The sequence below is a fragment of the Chelatococcus albus genome (assembly GCF_030067675.1).
Taxonomy (GTDB): domain Bacteria; phylum Pseudomonadota; class Alphaproteobacteria; order Rhizobiales; family Beijerinckiaceae; genus Chelatococcus_A; species Chelatococcus_A albus.
The window spans coordinates 277,036-294,064 of record NZ_JASJEV010000006.1 but is presented as its reverse complement, the minus strand read 5'-3'; the positions used below and the strand labels follow the sequence as shown (position 1 = coordinate 294,064).

The 17,029-nt window shown below is 69.4% G+C and carries 17 protein-coding genes and 1 pseudogene; 9 read left to right on the top strand and 9 right to left on the bottom strand.

The window, feature by feature from the left end; all coding sequences use genetic code 11:
* Positions 1-14: 14 nt before the first annotated feature.
* The gene (locus QNA08_RS11905) at positions 15-1,610 is read right to left on the bottom strand and encodes an ABC transporter substrate-binding protein (protein WP_283740928.1); all 1,596 of its coding nucleotides are present in this window, start codon (positions 1,608-1,610) and stop codon (positions 15-17) included.
* A gap of 308 nt (positions 1,611-1,918) precedes the next feature.
* Between QNA08_RS11905 and QNA08_RS11900 the strand changes: the two genes are divergently transcribed.
* The gene (locus QNA08_RS11900; protein WP_283740927.1) at positions 1,919-3,088 is read left to right on the top strand and encodes a M20 aminoacylase family protein; all 1,170 of its coding nucleotides are present in this window, start codon (positions 1,919-1,921) and stop codon (positions 3,086-3,088) included.
* 144 nt (positions 3,089-3,232) lie between these two features.
* Here the strand turns inward: QNA08_RS11900 and QNA08_RS11895 are convergent.
* From QNA08_RS11895 to QNA08_RS11880, 4 genes and pseudogenes are all read right to left on the bottom strand, one after another.
* A pseudogene (locus tag QNA08_RS11895) lies at positions 3,233-3,340 on the bottom strand (ion channel); the annotation flags it as partial.
* A gap of 337 nt (positions 3,341-3,677) precedes the next feature.
* Positions 3,678-4,415, bottom strand: a complete 738-nt coding sequence (locus QNA08_RS11890; RefSeq protein WP_283740926.1) for a DUF4198 domain-containing protein — start codon at positions 4,413-4,415, stop codon at positions 3,678-3,680.
* Between the two features lie 38 nt (positions 4,416-4,453).
* On the bottom strand, positions 4,454-5,674 hold the full coding sequence (locus QNA08_RS11885; RefSeq protein ID WP_283740925.1) for a GTP-binding protein: 1,221 nt from the start codon (positions 5,672-5,674) through the stop codon (positions 4,454-4,456).
* Between the two features lie 237 nt (positions 5,675-5,911).
* Positions 5,912-7,267: an Nramp family divalent metal transporter gene (locus QNA08_RS11880; protein WP_283740924.1), complete on the bottom strand. Its 1,356-nt coding sequence runs from the start codon at positions 7,265-7,267 to the stop codon at positions 5,912-5,914.
* 367 nt (positions 7,268-7,634) lie between these two features.
* On the opposite strand from QNA08_RS11880, the gene QNA08_RS11875 reads away from it, so the two are divergent.
* Positions 7,635-7,877, top strand: coding sequence for a hypothetical protein (locus QNA08_RS11875; RefSeq protein ID WP_283740923.1), 243 nt, complete (start codon positions 7,635-7,637; stop codon positions 7,875-7,877).
* 11 nt (positions 7,878-7,888) lie between these two features.
* Here the strand turns inward: QNA08_RS11875 and QNA08_RS11870 are convergent, their stop codons facing one another.
* Positions 7,889-8,104 carry a DUF1236 domain-containing protein gene (locus QNA08_RS11870; RefSeq protein WP_283740922.1) on the bottom strand — a complete coding sequence of 72 codons (216 nt, stop codon included), beginning with the start codon at positions 8,102-8,104 and terminating at the stop codon, positions 7,889-7,891.
* Positions 8,105-8,385: 281 nt separating this feature from the next.
* On the opposite strand from QNA08_RS11870, the gene QNA08_RS11865 reads away from it, so the two are divergent.
* The 3 genes from QNA08_RS11865 to QNA08_RS11855 all read left to right on the top strand — a co-directional run bounded on the left by QNA08_RS11865 (position 8,386) and on the right by QNA08_RS11855 (position 11,056).
* Positions 8,386-8,775 (top strand): hypothetical protein, encoded by a 390-nt coding sequence (locus QNA08_RS11865; RefSeq protein ID WP_283740921.1) that lies wholly within the window; start codon positions 8,386-8,388, stop codon positions 8,773-8,775.
* A gap of 68 nt (positions 8,776-8,843) precedes the next feature.
* Positions 8,844-9,371, top strand: coding sequence for a YcnI family copper-binding membrane protein (locus QNA08_RS11860; protein ID WP_283740920.1), 528 nt, complete (start codon positions 8,844-8,846; stop codon positions 9,369-9,371).
* A gap of 95 nt (positions 9,372-9,466) precedes the next feature.
* Entirely contained in the window at positions 9,467-11,056 is a 1,590-nt protein-coding gene (locus tag QNA08_RS11855) for a copper resistance CopC/CopD family protein (RefSeq protein ID WP_283740919.1), read from the top strand.
* A gap of 66 nt (positions 11,057-11,122) precedes the next feature.
* Here QNA08_RS11855 and QNA08_RS11850 read toward each other — a convergent pair whose 3' ends face one another.
* From QNA08_RS11850 to efp, 3 genes are all read right to left on the bottom strand, one after another.
* A complete protein-coding gene (locus QNA08_RS11850) occupies positions 11,123-11,419 on the bottom strand; it encodes a hypothetical protein (protein WP_283740918.1) in 297 nt (98 codons plus the stop codon).
* Complete coding sequence (locus QNA08_RS11845) at positions 11,416-11,733, bottom strand: hypothetical protein (RefSeq protein WP_283740917.1); 318 nt, start codon at positions 11,731-11,733, stop codon at positions 11,416-11,418. Before QNA08_RS11845 ends, QNA08_RS11850 begins: the two co-directional genes overlap by 4 nt.
* 125 nt (positions 11,734-11,858) lie before the next feature.
* The gene (gene efp / locus QNA08_RS11840) at positions 11,859-12,425 is read right to left on the bottom strand and encodes an elongation factor P (RefSeq protein ID WP_283740916.1); all 567 of its coding nucleotides are present in this window, start codon (positions 12,423-12,425) and stop codon (positions 11,859-11,861) included.
* Between the two features lie 156 nt (positions 12,426-12,581).
* Between efp and epmA the strand changes: the two genes are divergently transcribed.
* From epmA to QNA08_RS11820, 4 genes are all read left to right on the top strand, one after another.
* Positions 12,582-13,661, top strand: a complete 1,080-nt coding sequence (epmA, locus tag QNA08_RS11835; protein ID WP_283740915.1) for an EF-P lysine aminoacylase EpmA — start codon at positions 12,582-12,584, stop codon at positions 13,659-13,661.
* Positions 13,662-13,725: 64 nt separating this feature from the next.
* Positions 13,726-14,835: a lysine-2,3-aminomutase-like protein gene (locus QNA08_RS11830; RefSeq protein WP_283740914.1), complete on the top strand. Its 1,110-nt coding sequence runs from the start codon at positions 13,726-13,728 to the stop codon at positions 14,833-14,835.
* Between the two features lie 61 nt (positions 14,836-14,896).
* A complete protein-coding gene (locus QNA08_RS11825; protein ID WP_283740913.1) occupies positions 14,897-15,568 on the top strand; it encodes a response regulator transcription factor in 672 nt (223 codons plus the stop codon).
* The gene (locus tag QNA08_RS11820; protein ID WP_283740912.1) at positions 15,565-16,911 is read left to right on the top strand and encodes a sensor histidine kinase; all 1,347 of its coding nucleotides are present in this window, start codon (positions 15,565-15,567) and stop codon (positions 16,909-16,911) included. Before QNA08_RS11825 ends, QNA08_RS11820 begins: the two co-directional genes overlap by 4 nt.
* Positions 16,912-17,029 lie beyond the last annotated feature (118 nt).

Genomic DNA, 17,029 nt, shown 5'->3' with positions numbered 1-17,029 from the left:
CGGGAGGCATGCGCTCACTCCTTCGTCACCCAGTAGAGGTGGAACTCGTTGTCGGCGCGCTGTACGAGCTTGACCTTCTTGGAGACGCCCCAGGCGAGCGCCTGCTGGTGCAGCGGAATGTAGCCCGCCTCCTGGTTCTGGACGATGTCGTAGACTTGGGCGATGAGCGCGTCGCGCTTCTTCTTGTCCGTCTCCATGCGGACCTGCTTGGTGAGCTCCTCGACCTTGGGATTGCAGTAGTTGCCGAGGTTGTTGTTGCCGCCATTGCCCTTCTCGTCGCGGCAGCCGTAGAGGTTCACGAGGATGCTGAGGCTGTCGAAGCTCGAGGGCGTCCAGCCCAGCAGGTAGAGCGAGGTATCGTAGCCGCCGGAGGCGAGCACCTTGGCGAAGTACTTCGCCTTGGGCTGGGCATTGAGGTTCACCTTCACGCCGACGCGCGCCAGCATGCCGACGACGGCCTGGCAGATGCGCTCGTCATTGACGTAGCGGTCGTTGGGGCAATCCATGCCGACCTCGAAGCCGTTCGCATAGCCCGCCTCGGCGAGGAGCTTCTTGGCGCCCTCCGGATCATAGGGGAAGCGCTTGAACTCGCCGGCGCGGTCGAAGAGCAGCGGCGAGATCATCAGAGCCGACGGCACGGAGGCGCCGCGCATGACCTTCGTCTTGATCGCCTCGATGTCGATGGCCTGGTAGAAGGCCTTGCGCACCCGCACGTCCTTGAAGGGGTTCTTGCCCTTCACGCTCGAATACTTGAGCTCGTCGCGATACTGGTCGAAGCCGAGGAAGATGGTGCGCAGCTCCGGGCCCTGCAGCACCTGGGCGTTGGCGCTGGCATTGACGCGGTCGACGTCCTGCAGCGGCACGGGATCGATCCAGTCCACCTCGCCCGAGAGCAGCGCGGCGACGCGCGTCGCGTCCGAGGCGATGGGGGTGAAGATCACTTCCGTCAGGTTGTGCTTCGGCTTCTCCCACCAATTGGGATTGGGCTTCCAGACGGTCTTCACGCCGGGCTGATGGCTCTCGATGATGAAGGGCCCGGTGCCGTTCTCGTTGAGCGAGGCGTGGCTCGGCGTCGAGGCGGAGGCCGAGGTGGGCTTGGCGGAATTGTTCGCCTCCGCCCACTTCTTCGACATGATGTACCAGTTGTGCCACTCGGCGTTCAGCGTCGGGTTCGGCGAGGTGAGCACGACGTCAACAGTGTGATCATCCACCTTGACGAACTTGGCGTCGGCAGGCACGCGCGTCTTCAGGTCCGAGCCGTCGGCGCGCACGCGCTCGGCGGAGAAGATCACGTCGTCGGCGGTGAAATCCTCGCCGTTGTGAAACTTTACACCCTTGCGCAGGGTGAAGCGCCAGCGCAGGCCGTCCTCCGACACCTCCCACTTCTCGGCGAGGCCGGGCAGAATCTCGAGGTTGGGCCCGCGCTTGGTCAGCCCCTCGTAGACCGCGGCATGCATGCCGAGGGTAAAGGTCTCGTTCAGCGAATAGGGATCGAGGGACTTGTAGTCGCCCTGGAAGGCGAAGCGGAAGGTCTTGGCCTCGGCCGTGCTCGCCACGAGGGCGAGGCCGACGGCTGCGGTGGCGATCAAACGCCGGATGGATCGCGACATGGGTACCCCTCTGGTGCGCCCCCGTCTTGCGCGGGGTCTTGTTCGTCTGGTCACGACGGATGGCATGTGCGGGGCGGCCGCCCCGCGAAGGGGGCAGCATAGACAGTCCTTGTCGCGCCGGTCCAGCGCGGTGATATGCGCCTGAGTTATGGCCTATAACGTCGACAAAGGGCAGCCGGCGGGTGTCACGGCATGAAATGGGCGCGTGCCATGCGCATGAAGCCGTTGACCGGCGGACGCGCCTCCTCTTTGCTTCAGTTTCTCGACGCGCACCCCTGCGTGCCGCGCAATGCTCCAGAGAGGACCACATGCCATCCGCCGACCGCATCGCCGCCATGACGGACGAGATCTCCGCCTGGCGCCGCGATTTCCACGCCAATCCCGAGCTTCTCTACGACGTGCACCGCACGGCGGGCATCGTGGCCGAGAAACTGAAGAGCTTCGGCTGCGACGAGGTGGTGCCGGGCATCGGCCGCACCGGCGTCGTCGGTGTCATCCGCGGCAGGACGAACGCCTCCGGCAAGGTCATCGGCATGCGCGCCGACATGGACGCCCTGCCCATCGAGGAGCAGACCAACCTTCCCTACCGTTCGAAGGTCGCGGGCAAGATGCACGCCTGTGGCCATGACGGCCACACGGCCATGCTGCTCGGCGCCGCGAAGTATCTCGCCGAGACGCGCGACTTCGACGGCACCGCGGTCGTCATCTTCCAGCCCGCCGAGGAGGGCGGCGCCGGGGGCGAGGCCATGGTCAAGGACGGCATGATGGAGCGCTTCGGCATCCAGGAGGTCTACGGCATGCACAACATGCCGGGCCTGCCGGTCGGTGCCTTCGCGCTCCGGCCGGGCCCGCTGCTCGCGGCCGCCGACCGTTTCATCGTGACGATCGAGGGCCGCGGCGGCCATGCCGCCAAGCCGCACGAGACCATCGACACCGTCCTCGTGACGACGCACATCATCACGGCGCTGCAGTCGATCGTGTCGCGCAACGCCGACCCGCTCGAGGCGGCCGTCGTGTCGGTGACCTCCATCCATGCCGGCGAGACCTTCAACGTCATTCCGCAGACCGCGCAGATCAAGGGCACGGTGCGAACCCTGACTCCCGCCATGCGCGACCTGTGCGAGGAGCGCTTCCGCGCCATCGTCACGACCGTCGCGCAGGCTTTCGGGGCGAGTGCCGCCATCGAGTACAACCGCGGCTATCCGATCACCTGGAACCACCCGGAGCAGACCGCCTTCGCCGCCGGCGTCGCCGGCGAACTCGTGGGCGCCGAGAAGGTCGACACCGCCGTGCCACCGACCATGGGCGGAGAGGACTTCTCCTTCATGCTCGAGGCACGGCCGGGCGCCTTCATCTTCGTCGGCAACGGCGATACAGCAGGGTTGCACCACCCGGCCTACGACTTCAACGACGACGTCATCCCCGTCGGCGTCGGCTACTGGGCGCGCCTCGCCGAGACGGCGATGCCGCTGCGCTGAGGCTGTGGCGGAGCGGGGCCCGGCCGCGCTCCGCCACCCATGCGAGGGGCGGTGGCCGTCGAGGCCGAGCTTGCGCGTGGTCGCCGTCAGGACGGCAACGATCACGGCGGTCGACCAGCCGGACAGCATGATGCCGTTCAGCGCCGTCAGCGGCCCGACGACGCGCCATTCGGGCCACGGAACGACGTCGCCGCAGCCGAGCGTCGTGTAGTTGACGAAGGCGAAATAGAAGGCGCCGACCTCGCGCGGCACGACGCCGGCGAGATCGTAGGTAGAACAGCGCCCACAGCGCCACCTCCACGGTGTGCGCCGCCATCAGCACCGCCACCGTCCCCATCATCACGGCGATCAGCGTCGGCACCGGCCGCTGCCTGCCCGCCGTGACCGCCGGCCGGCGCAGGGCAAAGAGCGCCATCATGGCAATGGCGTGCACCGCGATATTGGCGAGGCTGCCCCCCCGCCGAAGACGAGCTGCCGCAGCATGAACCCTGCCCCCGCGATCCGGCGAGCCTGTCGCGCCACGGCACTCTCGACAAGCCCGACGGTCCCGTCGGGTTCGAATGGCGGCGGCAGCGACGGCATCCCTGCCTCAATCCCCGCCGTGGGGCAGGGTGAAGGACAGGGTCGCATGCAGGCCGAGCTTGTCGACCTCCCTGTTCCCGGTCGTCGGCACGGAGGCGGAGACTGCGAGGACATTGAGGCCGTCGTTGCGCAGGACGATGACCGCCTTGCCGTCCTTGTCGGTCCTGAAGGACGTGCCGTGGCCCTCGTTGACGTAGTCGGCGAGGACGTTCGCGCCGGCGAGCGGCTTGCCGTCCATGAGCACCCGCACGGGCAGGTCGTCGCCCATCCTGAGCGTCAGCGGGTCGGCGAGGGGCACGATCTCGAGCGGCAGGCCCTGTGGGGCGAGAGGGCCGCCGGTCGCGGCGAGGACCGTCGTGTTGAACTTCAGCGAATGTTGGGCGGTCTCGGCATCGGCGACCTCGCTCCTGCCCTTGTTGATCCACTTGCCGGCCCTTGTCTTCGACCAAAAGCCGCCGTCGAAGGTGACGGAGAGGACAGCCGCCTCCCGCGCCGGCTCGACGAGAACATATTTCTCCTGCGGCTTGAGGCTCACGGGAACCGGCTCGCCCCCGGCACTGCGGGCGGTGGCCTCCTTCACCTTCTCCGGCGCGTAGGCGTCGTCGGCGGCCCCGTGGCCGTAGACGACCGCGAGGTCGCCGTGGCGTTGGGCGACGAAGATGCCATGGGCCCGGGCGGCACCGGGGACGAGCGCCAGGGCGGCGGCGAGGGCGGCATGAACGGTCTTGATGCGAACGGCTTTCACGAACGACTCCTCCTGTCGGCTGGTCGAAATGGCCGGCTTCAGGCGGCGACGGCCCGCCGCCAGCACGGGAAGGGATCGGGCAGGCCGGCGTAGTGCGCCGGGTCGAAGCGCAGTGCCGTGGCGCTGCCCACGAGGCAGGCATCGAGGGCCGCGCGGATCGCCGCCTCGTCGAGGCCCAGGCCGATGAAGACGAGCTCCTGCCGCCGGTCGCCCCAGACGGGATGCCAGTGGCGCGCGATGAGCCGGCGCCACCCGGCTTCCGCTGGCCACTCGGCCTTCGGCACGGCTGCCCACCAGAAGCCCATGGGCCCGGTGCGGCAGACGGCCCCGGCGAGGCTCATTTCGCCCACCCACTCCGGCCGCGTGGCGAGCCAGAAATGGCCCTTGGCGCGCAGGAGGCCCGGCCAGGTGCCGCCGAGGAAGGCGGCGAGTCTCTTTGGGTGGAAGGGCCGGCGGGCGCGATAGACGAAGCTTGCGATGCCGCATTCCTCCGTCTCCGGGATATGCGCGGCGTGGCCGTGGAGTTCCTTGAACCAGAGGGGATGGGTCATCGCCTTCGCCTCGTCGAAGAGGCCGGTGTCGAGCACGGCCTCGAGGGGCACGCGGGCGAAATCCGCCTCGAGGAGGCGCGCCTCGGGGTTGAGCGCCTTGACGAGCCTGCGCACCTCGGCCCGCCGCTCGGCGGACACGTCCGCGACCTTGTTGACGACGATCACGTCGGCAAACTCGATCTGCTCCACGAGGAGATCGACGAGCGTGCGCGCATCCGCCTCCCCCGCCGTCTCGCCGCGGTCGCGCAGGAAGTCGCGGCTCGCATAGTCACGCAGGAGATTGACGGCGTCGACGACGGTGACCATGGCGTCGAGCCGCGCCACGTCGGAGAGCGAGCGCCCGTCCGCATCGCGGAAGGAGAAGGTTGCAGCGATCGGCAGGGGCTCGGCAATGCCCGTGCCTTCAATGACAAGATGGTCGAAGCGCCCGGCCTCGGCGATGCGGCGCACTTCGGCGAGCAGGTCGTCGCGCAGCGTGCAGCAGATGCAGCCGTTCGACATCTCCACCAGCCGCTCGCCGGTGCGGGCGAGGTCGGCATCGCCCGCACGCAGCAGGTCGGCGTCGATGTTCACCTCGCTCATGTCGTTGACGATGACGGCGACGCGGCGCCCGGGGCGGTTGTTGAGGATGTGGTTGAGGAGCGTCGTCTTGCCGGCGCCGAGGAAGCCGGAGAGCACGGTGACGGGCAGGCGGCGGTCACAAGGCATGGTGAGACCCTTTAATGAAACGATATAACGTTGCATATACAGGAAGCGACGCGGACGCAACGGGTCTCGCCGCGGCATCAGTGCCTTTCGGGCGGACTGGCCCCGGCCGTCCTTTCCGCAAAGGGAGAACGACGGCCGGAAGAACCGCAGCCCGGCTCCACAGGCTCGCGCCCATGGCGCCGGGCCGCAGGCCGCCGCCGGAGTCCGCAGGGGCGGCGGCTCATTCGCCAGGGCTCATCAGCCTGTGGCGAAATCGATGATCAGCTTGACATTGAGGACGATGATGACGGCGGCGATGAGAGCGGCGAGCACGGTCAGCCAGCGCGGGGCGACGAGCGGCCCCATCTTCCGCCGGTCGGCCGTGAACAGGACGAGCGGCACGACGGCGAAAGGAAGCTGCAGGCTGAGCACCACCTGCGACAGGATGAGGAGCTTCGCCGTGCCGCTCTCGCCATAGGCGATGGTGACGACGGCCGCCGGCACGATGGCAACGGCGCGCGTGACAAGCCGGCGCAGCCACGGAGCGAGGCGGATGTCGAGGAAGCCCTCCATGACAATCTGCCCCGCCATGGTGGCGGTGACCGTTGGATTGAGGCCGCAGCACAGGAGCGCAACCGCGAACAGCGTGGGCGCGAGAGCCGATCCGAGGAGCGGCGCGAGCAGCGTATGCGCCTTGTCGAGCTCTTCCACGCCCGTATTGCCGGTGCGGTTGAAGGCCGCCGCAGCGAGAATGAGGATCGAGGCATTGACGGTGAGCGCGAACATGAGCGCAAGCGTCGAGTCGATGGTGGCGTAGCGGATCGCCTCGCGCTTCTCGCTCGGGCTGTCGCCATAGGCGCGTGTCTGCACGATGCCGGAATGCAGGTAAAGGTTATGCGGCATCACGGTGGCGCCCAGGATACCCAGGGCGAGATAGAGCATGTCCGGGTTGGTGATGACGTCGGTCGTCGGCGCGAAGCCGCGGATCACGCCGCCCCAATCGGGATTCGCCATGACGATCTGCACCAGGAAGCAGACGGCGATGACGCCGAGCAGCGCGATGACGAAGGCCTCGATCCACCGGAAGCCCTTGTTCTGCAGCCACAGGATCAGGAACACGTCGAGCGCGGTGACGAGCACGCCGATCTCAAGCGGGATGCCGAAGAGCAGGTTGAGGCCGATCGCCGTGCCGATCACCTCGGCGAGGTCGGTGGCGCAGATGGCGATCTCGGCCAGGAACCAGAGCGGCCAGGCCACGGTTCGTGGAAAGGCGTCGCGGCAGGCCTGTGCCAGGTCGCGCCCCGTGGCGACCGCAAGGCGCGCGCAGAGCGCCTGCAGCACGATGGCCATGATGTTCGAGACGAGCGCGATGACGAGGAGCCCGTAGCCGAATTTCGCTCCACCCGCGAGCGACGTCGCCCAGTTGCCGGGGTCCATATAGCCGACGGCGACGAGATAGCCGGGGCCGAGGAAGGCGAGGAGCCGGCGCCAGACCGGTCCGCCACGCCGCACCGCGATGGACCTGTGCACGTCGGACAGGGACGGGTCGCGCCGCTCGCGCAGCCAGCCGGACGCTCCCTGCGTCACGAACTCCGACACCTCTGTCCCGCGCATGCCCCGGGGACCTCCGTGCAGTTGCAAATCATTTGCATGACGGGGACATAGGGCGATACCGTCAAGGCGGCCCTTGCCCGGCCGGGTGCAGGCGCATGACGGAGCGTGGAGTGATGTCGAGATGCCCGGCCCTCAAGAGCCTACCGCCCTTCCCGAGCACGCTGCCGGCTTGAGGCGGAGTACGGCTGCGCGGCCACCCCTGGACGAATCACGCACCGGACATTACGCAGCGGAACCCGCCGCCCTCGACATAGTCCGCGTTTTCTCCTGGCTGCCACTCCGGTGGCTGCCACCCAGGCCACGACCGTCACTCTCAGCGTTTGCGAACGACTCATTGGCACGGATATCGCTTTGCACGGAGCTTTTCATGCCGGACATGACCTTTCGTGTCGTCCATTACCAGGACATCTGGGGCTTTCGTCTGAACAACCACTATTTCGGGCCCTTTCGGGACAGGCAGGCAGCCATCGACGCGGCCTTCGCCGAGGCGCGCAGGCGCCGTGCCGAAGGCCGCACCGTGGAGGTCCTGATCCAGGGAAGCGACGGCGGCTTCCGGGCCGTGCCGTTCCACCAGCAGGAGGAGCGCGCAGGCGCCCGGCGCTCCGCCTGACGGGCGCTGCGCTACCGCGTCACGATGCGCACGACCTCGCGCGTCGCCGGGTCGACAATGACGATCTTGCGGTCGCGCGAAACGAAATAAGCGTAGGAATGCGGCGACGGCGGCGACATGCGCGTGATCGGCCTGAGCACGATGTAGTCGGGCACGATACTGCCATGGCGCACGATGCCGGCGCTCTCGCCCGCGTCGGCGTGCTCCTCGACGACGTAGCGGCGCACGACCGTCTCCTCATCCGGGATCAGGTCAGGCTCGGCCGGTTCGGTGACGATGGTCTCGGTGATCGTCCTGGTCGTGGTCTGGGCCGGCGCGGGGATGGCACCGAGGGCGATGCCGGCCGCTGCGGCACTCGCGAGGAAGATGGCCTTCAGTCCCTTCTCCTTGCCGTGTCAGCCCTGGAGGGAACGTGCGCGACGAGAAACGGTTCCACGTCGTCCGGTGGACGTGTCTTTGATCTAGTCCGGCTTTCCCCGGCGCGAGAGCTGTGGTAAGCGGAGGGTGATTGCAGGAGTCCATTCGCCTGATGCGCTCGTTCCGCCGCTGGAACAGCCTTGTCGCGCTCTTCCTCGCCTATGTGATCGCCGCCCAGGCGATTCTGGCGGGACCGGCGTCGGCTGGGCATGTCGCACTGGCAAGCGAGGCGTTTGCAATCCTCTGCGCCTCCTCTGCCGGCGGCGACGACGCGCCGCAGGCGCCGGGCGAGACGCGGCACGACCCCTGCTGCCTCGCCGCCTGCAACGCGGCCCCGGCCGGGATGCCGGCAGGGGAGGGATCAGTGCTCGTCGTGCCGGTGTCCCGGATCGACGCCCGTCCCCTGCCCAACCCGCTCATCCTGCGCGCAGTGCCCCCGCTCCTGCCCCTCGGGGCGCGGGCACCTCCGTCCCTGGCCTGATCACCCGTTCAACCGGCCCGCAGCAGCAGCCGCGGCGCCACGATCAGATCCGTGTCACGGAGACCAGGATGTCCCGCATGTTCATCGCGGCCACGGCCGCGCTCTGCCTCACCGCCAGCGCCGCCGCCGCCCATGTCACGCTCGAGACGCGCGAGGCGCCCGTCAATTCCACCTACAAGGGGGTGCTGCGCATCGGCCACGGCTGCGACGGCGCGGCGACCCGGACAGTGCGCGTGCGCATCCCCGAGGGCGTCATCGCGGTCAAGCCGAGCCCCAAGGCCGGCTGGACGCTGACAACCACCAAGGGGCGTTACGCCAAGACCTATGACTACTACGGCACGCCGATGAGCGAGGGCGTGACCGAGATCACCTGGACGGGCGGGCCCCTCCTCGACGAACACTATGACGAGTTCGTCTTCCGCGCCCGCCTCACCGACAGCCTGAAACCCGGCAGTGTCGTGTACTTCCCCGTCGTGCAGGAATGCGAAAAGGGCGTGCACCGCTGGATCGAGATCCCGGCGGAAGGCAAGTCCGCCGACGATTACAAGGAGCCTGCTCCCGGCGTGAAGCTCACGCCCGCTCAGGCCACGCACTGAGCGAGCGGCCCGGGGTCGGATTTTCGCGCTCACTTCGGTCCCGGGCACTCGCAGCACCGGCAGCGGGCCACGACCCATCCGTCGCGGAGAAGCCGATGCAGCCTCTCGTCACCCTCGTCATCGCCCTGTTGGTCGCCGTCGCCCTGCCAGCGGCGGCGCGTGCCCATGCGAGCCTCGTCGGTGCGGAACCGGCGGACGGCGCCGTCCTGGCCCAGACGCCCGAGACACTCCGCCTGACCTTCAACGAGCCCGTGGCACCGCTCGTGCTCACCCTCGTCGATGCCGCCGGCGTCCGGCACCAGCTCGCGGGCATGCCTGCCGGCGACGGGCTTCTCGAGGTGCCCCTGCCGGCCTCCCTCGGCACCGGCACCCACGCCTTGAGCTATCGCGTCGTCTCGGCCGACGGGCACCCCGTCGGCGGCACGCTCGTCTTCTCCGTCGGTGAGCCGGGCGCCGTGCCTGCGCCCTCCCCTGCCGGCACGGGCGACCTCGGCCTACGCATCGCCGTGTGGCTCGCGCGCGTCGCACTCTCGGTCGCCCTGTTCATCGGTGTCGGCGGCGCCTTCTTCACCCTCTGGATCGCGCGCCGGGCCGATCCCCCCGCCGGCGCCGCCGTGCGTGGCGCACTGGGGCTTGGCCTCGTGGTGCTGCCGATTGCCGTCGGGCTGCAGGGCCTCGACGCGCTCGCAGCCCCCTTCGACGCCCTGACGCAAGGCGCCACCTGGCGCGCGGGCCTCGGCTCGAGCTTCGCCCTCACGGCGCTCGCGGCGGGGTGCGCCTGCGCCCTCGCGCTCGGCGCCCTGGCAGCGCCTCCCTGCCGTGGCCGATGGCTCGCCCTCGCCGCCCTGCTCGTGGCGGCGGCGGCGCCCGCCCTCAGCGGCCATGCGAGCGTGGCCGCACCGCAATGGCTGACGCGCCCGGCGGTCTTGGTGCACGCACTAGGCCTTGCCGTCTGGCTCGGTGCGCTTGCGCCCCTCTTCGCCGTCCTGCGGCGGGTTGGCGCGGAGCAGACGGCCGTCCTCGCCCGTTTCTCGCGCCTCATCCTGCCGACGGTCGGCGCCCTCGCGGCGGCCGGTATCGTCCTCGCCATCGTGCAACTCGGGCGCACCGACGCCCTGTGGACCACAGCCTACGGCGCAGTGTTCATCGCCAAGCTCGCTCTGCTCGTGCCGCTCCTTGGCCTCGCCGCGCTCAACCGGCTGCTGTTTGCGCCACGCCTCATGCGTGGAGGGGAGGAGGCGGCGACGGCCTTCGCCCGCTCCGTCGCTGGCGAGATCGCGCTCGTCCTCGCCATCCTCGCCACCGCCGCCCTATGGCGCTTCACGCCGCCACCCCGTGCGCTCGCCCTCGCCGGCGCGGCGCCGGCCACCCTGCACATCCACACGCCGGCTGCCATGGCCGACGTGACGGCCGTGCCAGGACGCGCCGGGCGGCTCACGGCCACCATTGTGCTCACGGGGGGCGACTTCCGGCCTCTCGCCGCGCGGGAGGTGACCCTCGTGCTCGCCCAGCCCGCAGCCGGGATCGAGCCCATCGAGCGGCGCGCACATCCGACGCCGGACGGCGTCTGGCGCGTCGAGGACCTCGTCGTCCCCCTGCCCGGGCGCTGGCGCGTGCGCGTCGACGCGCTCGTTGGCGATTTCGACAAGGCCATGCTCGAAGGCGACATCGACATCCGGCAATGATGCCGCTGCCCGCTCACCGGTCCGCCGCAGCCCGGTAAGGACGCGATCGCCGAACCCTTGCGGGCCTCACATGATGGCGGCAGGCGCGGCGCCCTCACGGCACGACACCTCTTCGGCCCTGAGGGCGCGATTGAAGACCGGCTGTCTGGTGGACACGCTGCGCATCTCGAACTCGCTCTCGCCGGGCTTGAGGCGATACCGGATCTCCACCCGGCACGCCTCGTCACCTCCCTTGGTGAGGACGAGCGTTTCGATGTGACGCGACCAGAGGGCGTCGCGCCGGTAGCTGTCCGGCACGCCGCGATACCACCGCACGACGGAGATGCCCCGGTGGAACGCCTCGGCGAGCGGCACCGTCGTCATGGACCCCACTGGTTCTTGCTGGATCGCCGCCAGTCGGTATCCGTGACGCGGCCGTCCGCGTTGAGGGAGAACATGATCGTGCGCGACTGCCGGAACAGGCGGCGCGTCGGTCTGACCCGATCCTGCACTTCGGTGAAGCGCACAATGGCGCTCTTCGACCCCGGCTCAGCCTCCGCGCCTCCCTCCTGCGCGGCAGCGCCACTGCCGGCGCCGTCCGACAGGATCATGCCAAGGAGCAGCACCGCATGCGCGCCCGCCGCTCGCGCGCCGGGAGGGCGACCGCCGAAGGCAGCGCGGCTTGTGGCTGAGGGCATGGACCATCGAACAGGCTTCGACGCGCCCACGCCAGCCGTCCCCGGGCCGAGGCGCAACGCGATACCGCTGGCTCCTTGCGCGACGGCGCGGGCCGGGCGCCGGCGCAACCGCCCCGCGTCCCGCGTCAGTCCTTGGCGCGCTCGACGTAGGAGCCATCGGCCGTCATGACGACGATGCGCGTGCCGACGGAGATGTGCGGCGGCACCATGGCGCGCACGCCGTTCGACAGGATCGCCGGCTTGTAGGACGAGGAGGCCGTCTGGCCCTTGACCGTCGGCTCGGTCTCCACGACCTCCAGCACGACGCGCTGCGGCAGCTCCACCGCGACGGCGACGCCCTCGTGGATCGACAGGATGCAGGCCATGCCTTCCTGCAGATACACGGCCTGGTCGCCGAGCACGTCGGCGGCGACGTGGATCTGCTCGTAGCTCTCGGGATTCATGAAGACGTAGCTGTCGCCGTCCTGATAGAGGTAGGTGTGCTCGCGGTCCTCGACGAAGGCGCGCTCGACCTGCTCGGTGGTCTTGTAGCGCTGCGTCGTCTTCACGCCGTCCGAGAGCCGGCGCATGTCGATCTGGGTGGTGGGCGTGCCCTTGCCGGGGAAGAAGCTCTCCGCCGAGAGGACGACATAGAGATTGCCCTCGACCTCGAGGATGTTGCCCTTGCGCACGGAGCTGGCGATGACCTTCACGGATGGAACCTCGGTTGTGTGTGACCCGAACGCGGCGAGGTCCAGCCTTCAGCAGCACCCCACGCCTCGCGAATATCGGCGCGCACCATAGCGATCTTGACACGGAGCGCCAGTCATCTTCTCACAGCCCCGCCCTTTCGGGACCCAAGGACCGCCATGACGACACCCTCCCCCTGGTGGCATCCGCATGTGCATGCCGATCGCCGCCCCTTCCTCGCGGCGCGCGGCCGCATCCGCACCCGGCTGCGCCGCTTCTTCGAGGACCAGGACTTCGTGGAGGTGGAGAGCGCGGCCCTGCAGATCTCGCCGGGCAACGAGGCCCATCTCAACGCTTTCGCCACGGAGCTGCACGGCCTCGACGGCTCGCGCACCCGGCTCTATCTCCACACTTCCCCCGAATTCTCCTGCAAGAAGCTCCTCGCCGCCGGCGAGCGGCGCATCTTCGAATTCGCCCGCGTCTTCCGCAACCGCGAGCGCGGCGCCCTGCATTCGCCCGAGTTCACGCTGCTCGAGTGGTACCGCACGGGTGAGCCCTACGAGGCGCTGATGGCGGACTGTGCCCGCATCCTCGCGCTCGCGGCCGAGGAGACCGGGACGAGGAGCTTCAGCTTCCGCGACCGCGCCTGCGACCCCTTCGCCGAGCACGAGCGGCTGACGGTGGCCGAGGCCTTCGCCACCCACGCGGGCGTCGACCTTCTCGCGACGGTTTCCGGCGGCGAGGGCGACAGGGACGCGCTCGCCGCCGCGGCCGAGGCCATCGGCGTGCGCATCGAGGAGGAGGAGGGGCAGGAAGATACCTGGTCCGACATCTTCAGCCGCATCCTGGTGGAACGGGTCGAGCCGAGGCTCGGCCTCGGCCGCCCCACCATCCTGTGCGAATATCCCGTCTGCGAGGCGGCGCTCGCTCGACCCAAGCCCGGCGACCCGCAGGTGGCCGAGCGCTTCGAGCTCTATGCCTGCGGCGTCGAGCTCGCCAACGGCTTCGGCGAGCTGACCGACCCGCACGAGCAGCACCGCCGTTTCGAGATCGAGATGGCGGAGAAGGAGCGGGTCTACGGCGAACGCTATCCGATCGACGAGGATTTCATCGCCGCCCTCGCCCACATGCCGGAGGCGAGCGGCATCGCGCTCGGCTTCGACCGTCTTGTCATGCTCGCCACCGGCGCCGGGCGCGTCGACCAGGTGATGTGGACGCCCGTCGCCGAGCCGCAGCCGGGCGAAGGGGTCCAGGATTGAACGGCAATGCCCTGCAAGGACCTGTGACAGCGCGCAGGCGGCGTCACGGGCGAAACGAGACGACATGACTTCCGCAGCCAAGACCCTGCGCAGCCCCGCCGACCTCCACGCCGCCGGCCTCGTGCCGGGCGAGGCGCTGGCGCGGCTTGAAGCCGTGGCGGCGCGCTATGCCGTGGCGATCACGCCGACCGTGGCCGATCTCATCGAGGCGGCCGATCCTGACGATCCCATCGCCCTGCAGTTCGTGCCCGACGCCACCGAACTGGAGACGACCCCGGAGGAGCGCGCAGACCCCATCGGCGACCATGCGCACAGCCCGGTCGAGGGCATCGTGCACCGCTATCCCGACCGCGTGCTCGTCAAGCTCGTGCACGTCTGCCCGGTCTACTGCCGCTTCTGCTTCCGGCGCGAGATGGTCGGGCCGGGCCAGCCGCACGCGCTCTCGGGGGAGGCGCTCGCACGGGCCCTCGCCTATGTCGCCGAGCATCCCGAGATCTGGGAGGTCGTCGTCACCGGCGGCGATCCGCTCGTCGTCTCGCCCCGGCGGCTCGAGGAACTGATGCGCGGCCTTGCCGTGATCGGGCATGTCAGAATTGTCCGGTTCCATACGCGTGTGCCGGTCGTGGCGCCGGAGCGCGTGACGCCCGCGCTGATCGAGACGCTGCGGATCGGCGGCAAGGCGACCTACGTCGTCGTGCACGCGAACCACGCGCGCGAGTTCAGCGCGGCCGCGCGCGCCGCCATCGCGCGGCTCGCCGACGCCGGCATCCCGCTCCTCGGCCAGTCCGTGCTGCTCAGGGGGGTCAACGACGACGTGGCCACGCTCGGCGCGCTGATGCGCAGCTTCGTCGAGAACCGCATCAAGCCCTACCACCTGAACCACGGCGACCTCGCGCCGGGCACGGCCCGCTTCCGCACCACGATCGCGGAAGGCCAGGCGCTGATGCGCGGCCTGCGCGGCGACTTTTCCGGGCTCTGCCAGCCGACCTACGTGCTCGACATCCCCGGCGGGCACGGCAAGTCGCCGATCGGGCCCGGCTACGTCGTCGAGGCCCGTGGCACGGGCACAGGCGGCCCATCCCACTACGTCACGGACTACCGCGGCGCGGTGCATGCCTATCCCCCGCCCGGGGACCATCTCGACCAGGATACCGGCGCTGCGGTATCTTCGTAATGTTGGCGTAATCCTCGCGGTTCCTGTGCGAGCGTGGGGGGCACAGCAGAACCGGGGAATCATGCGCGTTCTGATCATCGAAGACGATCGCGAGCTGGCGGCCTGGCTGCAGGAGACGTTCGAGAAGGCAATCGGCACGACGGACAGCGTCGGTTGTCTGGACGAAGCGCGCGCCGCGCTCGCGGTCAGCACCTTCGATCTCGTCGTCGTCGACCGGCGCCTGCCGGACGGCGACGGCCTCAGCCTGCTGCCGGAGCTGAAGGCGCTGCAGCCGCAGCCGGCGACGCTGATGCTGACTGCGCTCGACGATCCCGAGGACATTGCCGCCGCCCTCGACCGGGGAGCCGACGAATATGTCGGCAAGCCCTTCGAGCCGGCCGAGCTCATCGCCAGGGCAAGGGCCGTGCTGCGGCGCTTCTTCCTCGACAAGGGCACGATGGTGCAGGTCGGCAACCTGCGCTTCGATGTTGTGCACCGCTCGGCCTTTCGCGACGGCGAACCGCTGCTCCTGCCGCGCCGCGAGCTCGCAATCCTGGAGCTGCTCATCCGCCGTGTCGGCCGCGTTGTCCTGCGCGAATCGCTGGAGGCCTCCGTCTACGGCTTCGACGACGAGATCCAGTCGAACGCGCTCGATTCACACGTGTCGCGCCTGCGCCGCAAGTTGCGCGAGGCGCAGTGCAGCGCCACCATCAAGTCGGTCCGCGGGGTTGGCTACCTCATGAGCGCCCAATGAGGCTCGGGCGCTCGATCACGTTTCTCGCCACCATCGCCATCGCCACCGTCTCGGCCCTCGTCATGGTGGGCGCCACCATCGTGACCATCGTCGTCGTGATGGCCATGGACGAGGACAATTCGAGCATCGGCGCAACCAGTGCCGTGCAGACGCTGAAGGAGGCCATCGCGCGCGACGCGCAGGGCCGCCTGATGGTCGAGCCCAACGGCAAGCTCGCGGCGCTCGCGCGCAACTATCCCTCCTTCTGGTACGTCGTCAGCGACGACCGCACGACCCTGTTGTCGGGGGAGGTGCCCGGGCAGAACTCGCAGGAGACGCCCGTCCGCCAGAGCCGAATCAAATATGCCCAGTTCGAGTTTCTCTCTGACGAAAAGCGCCTCGTCGGCGTCGCCGTGTCGGAGGAGACGCGCGCCGGCCAGGTGCTGATCGAGGCCGGCGGCCTGCCCCTCTCGATGCTCGAGAACACGCTGATCGTGCTGAGCAACAACGGGCCGCTCCTCGTCCTCTACGGGCTGATCCTCCTCGCCACCATCGCCAGCGCCGTCCTCGTCATGCCGCGCCTCATCGCCCGCCCCGTGCGTCAGGCAGCGGCGGAAGCCGAGGCGATCGACGGCGTGCCCGGCGGCCGCCGCCTCGCCGACGCCGGCACGCCGGCCGAGCTCAAACCGCTCGTCGGTGCCTTCAACCGCGCCCTCGAGCGCATCGATGCCGCTGCCGCCTCGCAGCGCAATTTCCTCTCCAACGCCGCCCACGAGCTGCGCACCCCGCTCACCAAGCTGCGCATGAAGCTCGAAGGCGTGCCGGACGAAACCATCCGCGCGAGCCTCGTAGCCGATGTCCAGCATCTGTCGGCCACGGTCACCACGCTCCTGCATCTCGCCCGGCTCTCGGGCCAGCCGCTCGCCTTCGCGCCCGTCGACCTCGTGGCGCTGTGCCGCGCCGCGGTGGCGGAAGTCGCGCCGACAGCGCTCGACCGGGACATCGACATCGATTTCCGGGCGGACGACCCCGTCGTCGTCGTGCGCGGCGCGGAGGCGGCGATCCGCGCCGCCGTGACCAACCTCATCGAGAATGCGCTGCGCCACGCCAAGGCGACGCCCTCCATCGTCGTCGAGGTGACGGCGCCCGGGCGCATCCGCGTCATCGATTCGGGATGCGGCATCGCGGTCGAAACGCGCGACGTGGTGCTGCGCCCCTTCATCCGCGGTGGCCACGACGACACCGAAGGGGCGGGCCTCGGGCTTGCCATCGTCGCCCAGGTCATGAGCATGCACGGCGGCTCCGTGACCATCGACGAGACGCCGGGCGGGGGCGCCACCTTCACCCTCACCTTTCCCGCGTGAGGTTCTCCGTTACCGGTAATGATGGGGCAATGCTCACCGGCGAGAACCACCCCGTCACGTTCGGCCTCCGGTCTCGCCGGTCGCCGGCTTCGCCTCGGGAACGGGTCAACGCTCACTC

Coding starts and splice junctions, on each gene's coding strand:
- QNA08_RS11905 (WP_283740928.1), bottom strand. CDS start 1,610: ATGTCGCGATCCATCCGGCGTTTGATCGCCACCGCAGCCGTCGGCCTC.
- QNA08_RS11900 (WP_283740927.1), top strand. CDS start 1,919: ATGCCATCCGCCGACCGCATCGCCGCCATGACGGACGAGATCTCCGCC.
- QNA08_RS11885 (WP_283740925.1), bottom strand. CDS start 5,674: ATGCCTTGTGACCGCCGCCTGCCCGTCACCGTGCTCTCCGGCTTCCTC.
- QNA08_RS11880 (WP_283740924.1), bottom strand. CDS start 7,267: ATGCGCGGGACAGAGGTGTCGGAGTTCGTGACGCAGGGAGCGTCCGGC.
- QNA08_RS11875 (WP_283740923.1), top strand. CDS start 7,635: ATGCCGGACATGACCTTTCGTGTCGTCCATTACCAGGACATCTGGGGC.
- QNA08_RS11860 (WP_283740920.1), top strand. CDS start 8,844: ATGTCCCGCATGTTCATCGCGGCCACGGCCGCGCTCTGCCTCACCGCC.
- QNA08_RS11855 (WP_283740919.1), top strand. CDS start 9,467: ATGCAGCCTCTCGTCACCCTCGTCATCGCCCTGTTGGTCGCCGTCGCC.
- QNA08_RS11850 (WP_283740918.1), bottom strand. CDS start 11,419: ATGACGACGGTGCCGCTCGCCGAGGCGTTCCACCGGGGCATCTCCGTC.
- QNA08_RS11845 (WP_283740917.1), bottom strand. CDS start 11,733: ATGCCCTCAGCCACAAGCCGCGCTGCCTTCGGCGGTCGCCCTCCCGGC.
- epmA (WP_283740915.1), top strand. CDS start 12,582: ATGACGACACCCTCCCCCTGGTGGCATCCGCATGTGCATGCCGATCGC.
- QNA08_RS11830 (WP_283740914.1), top strand. CDS start 13,726: ATGACTTCCGCAGCCAAGACCCTGCGCAGCCCCGCCGACCTCCACGCC.
- QNA08_RS11825 (WP_283740913.1), top strand. CDS start 14,897: ATGCGCGTTCTGATCATCGAAGACGATCGCGAGCTGGCGGCCTGGCTG.
- QNA08_RS11820 (WP_283740912.1), top strand. CDS start 15,565: ATGAGGCTCGGGCGCTCGATCACGTTTCTCGCCACCATCGCCATCGCC.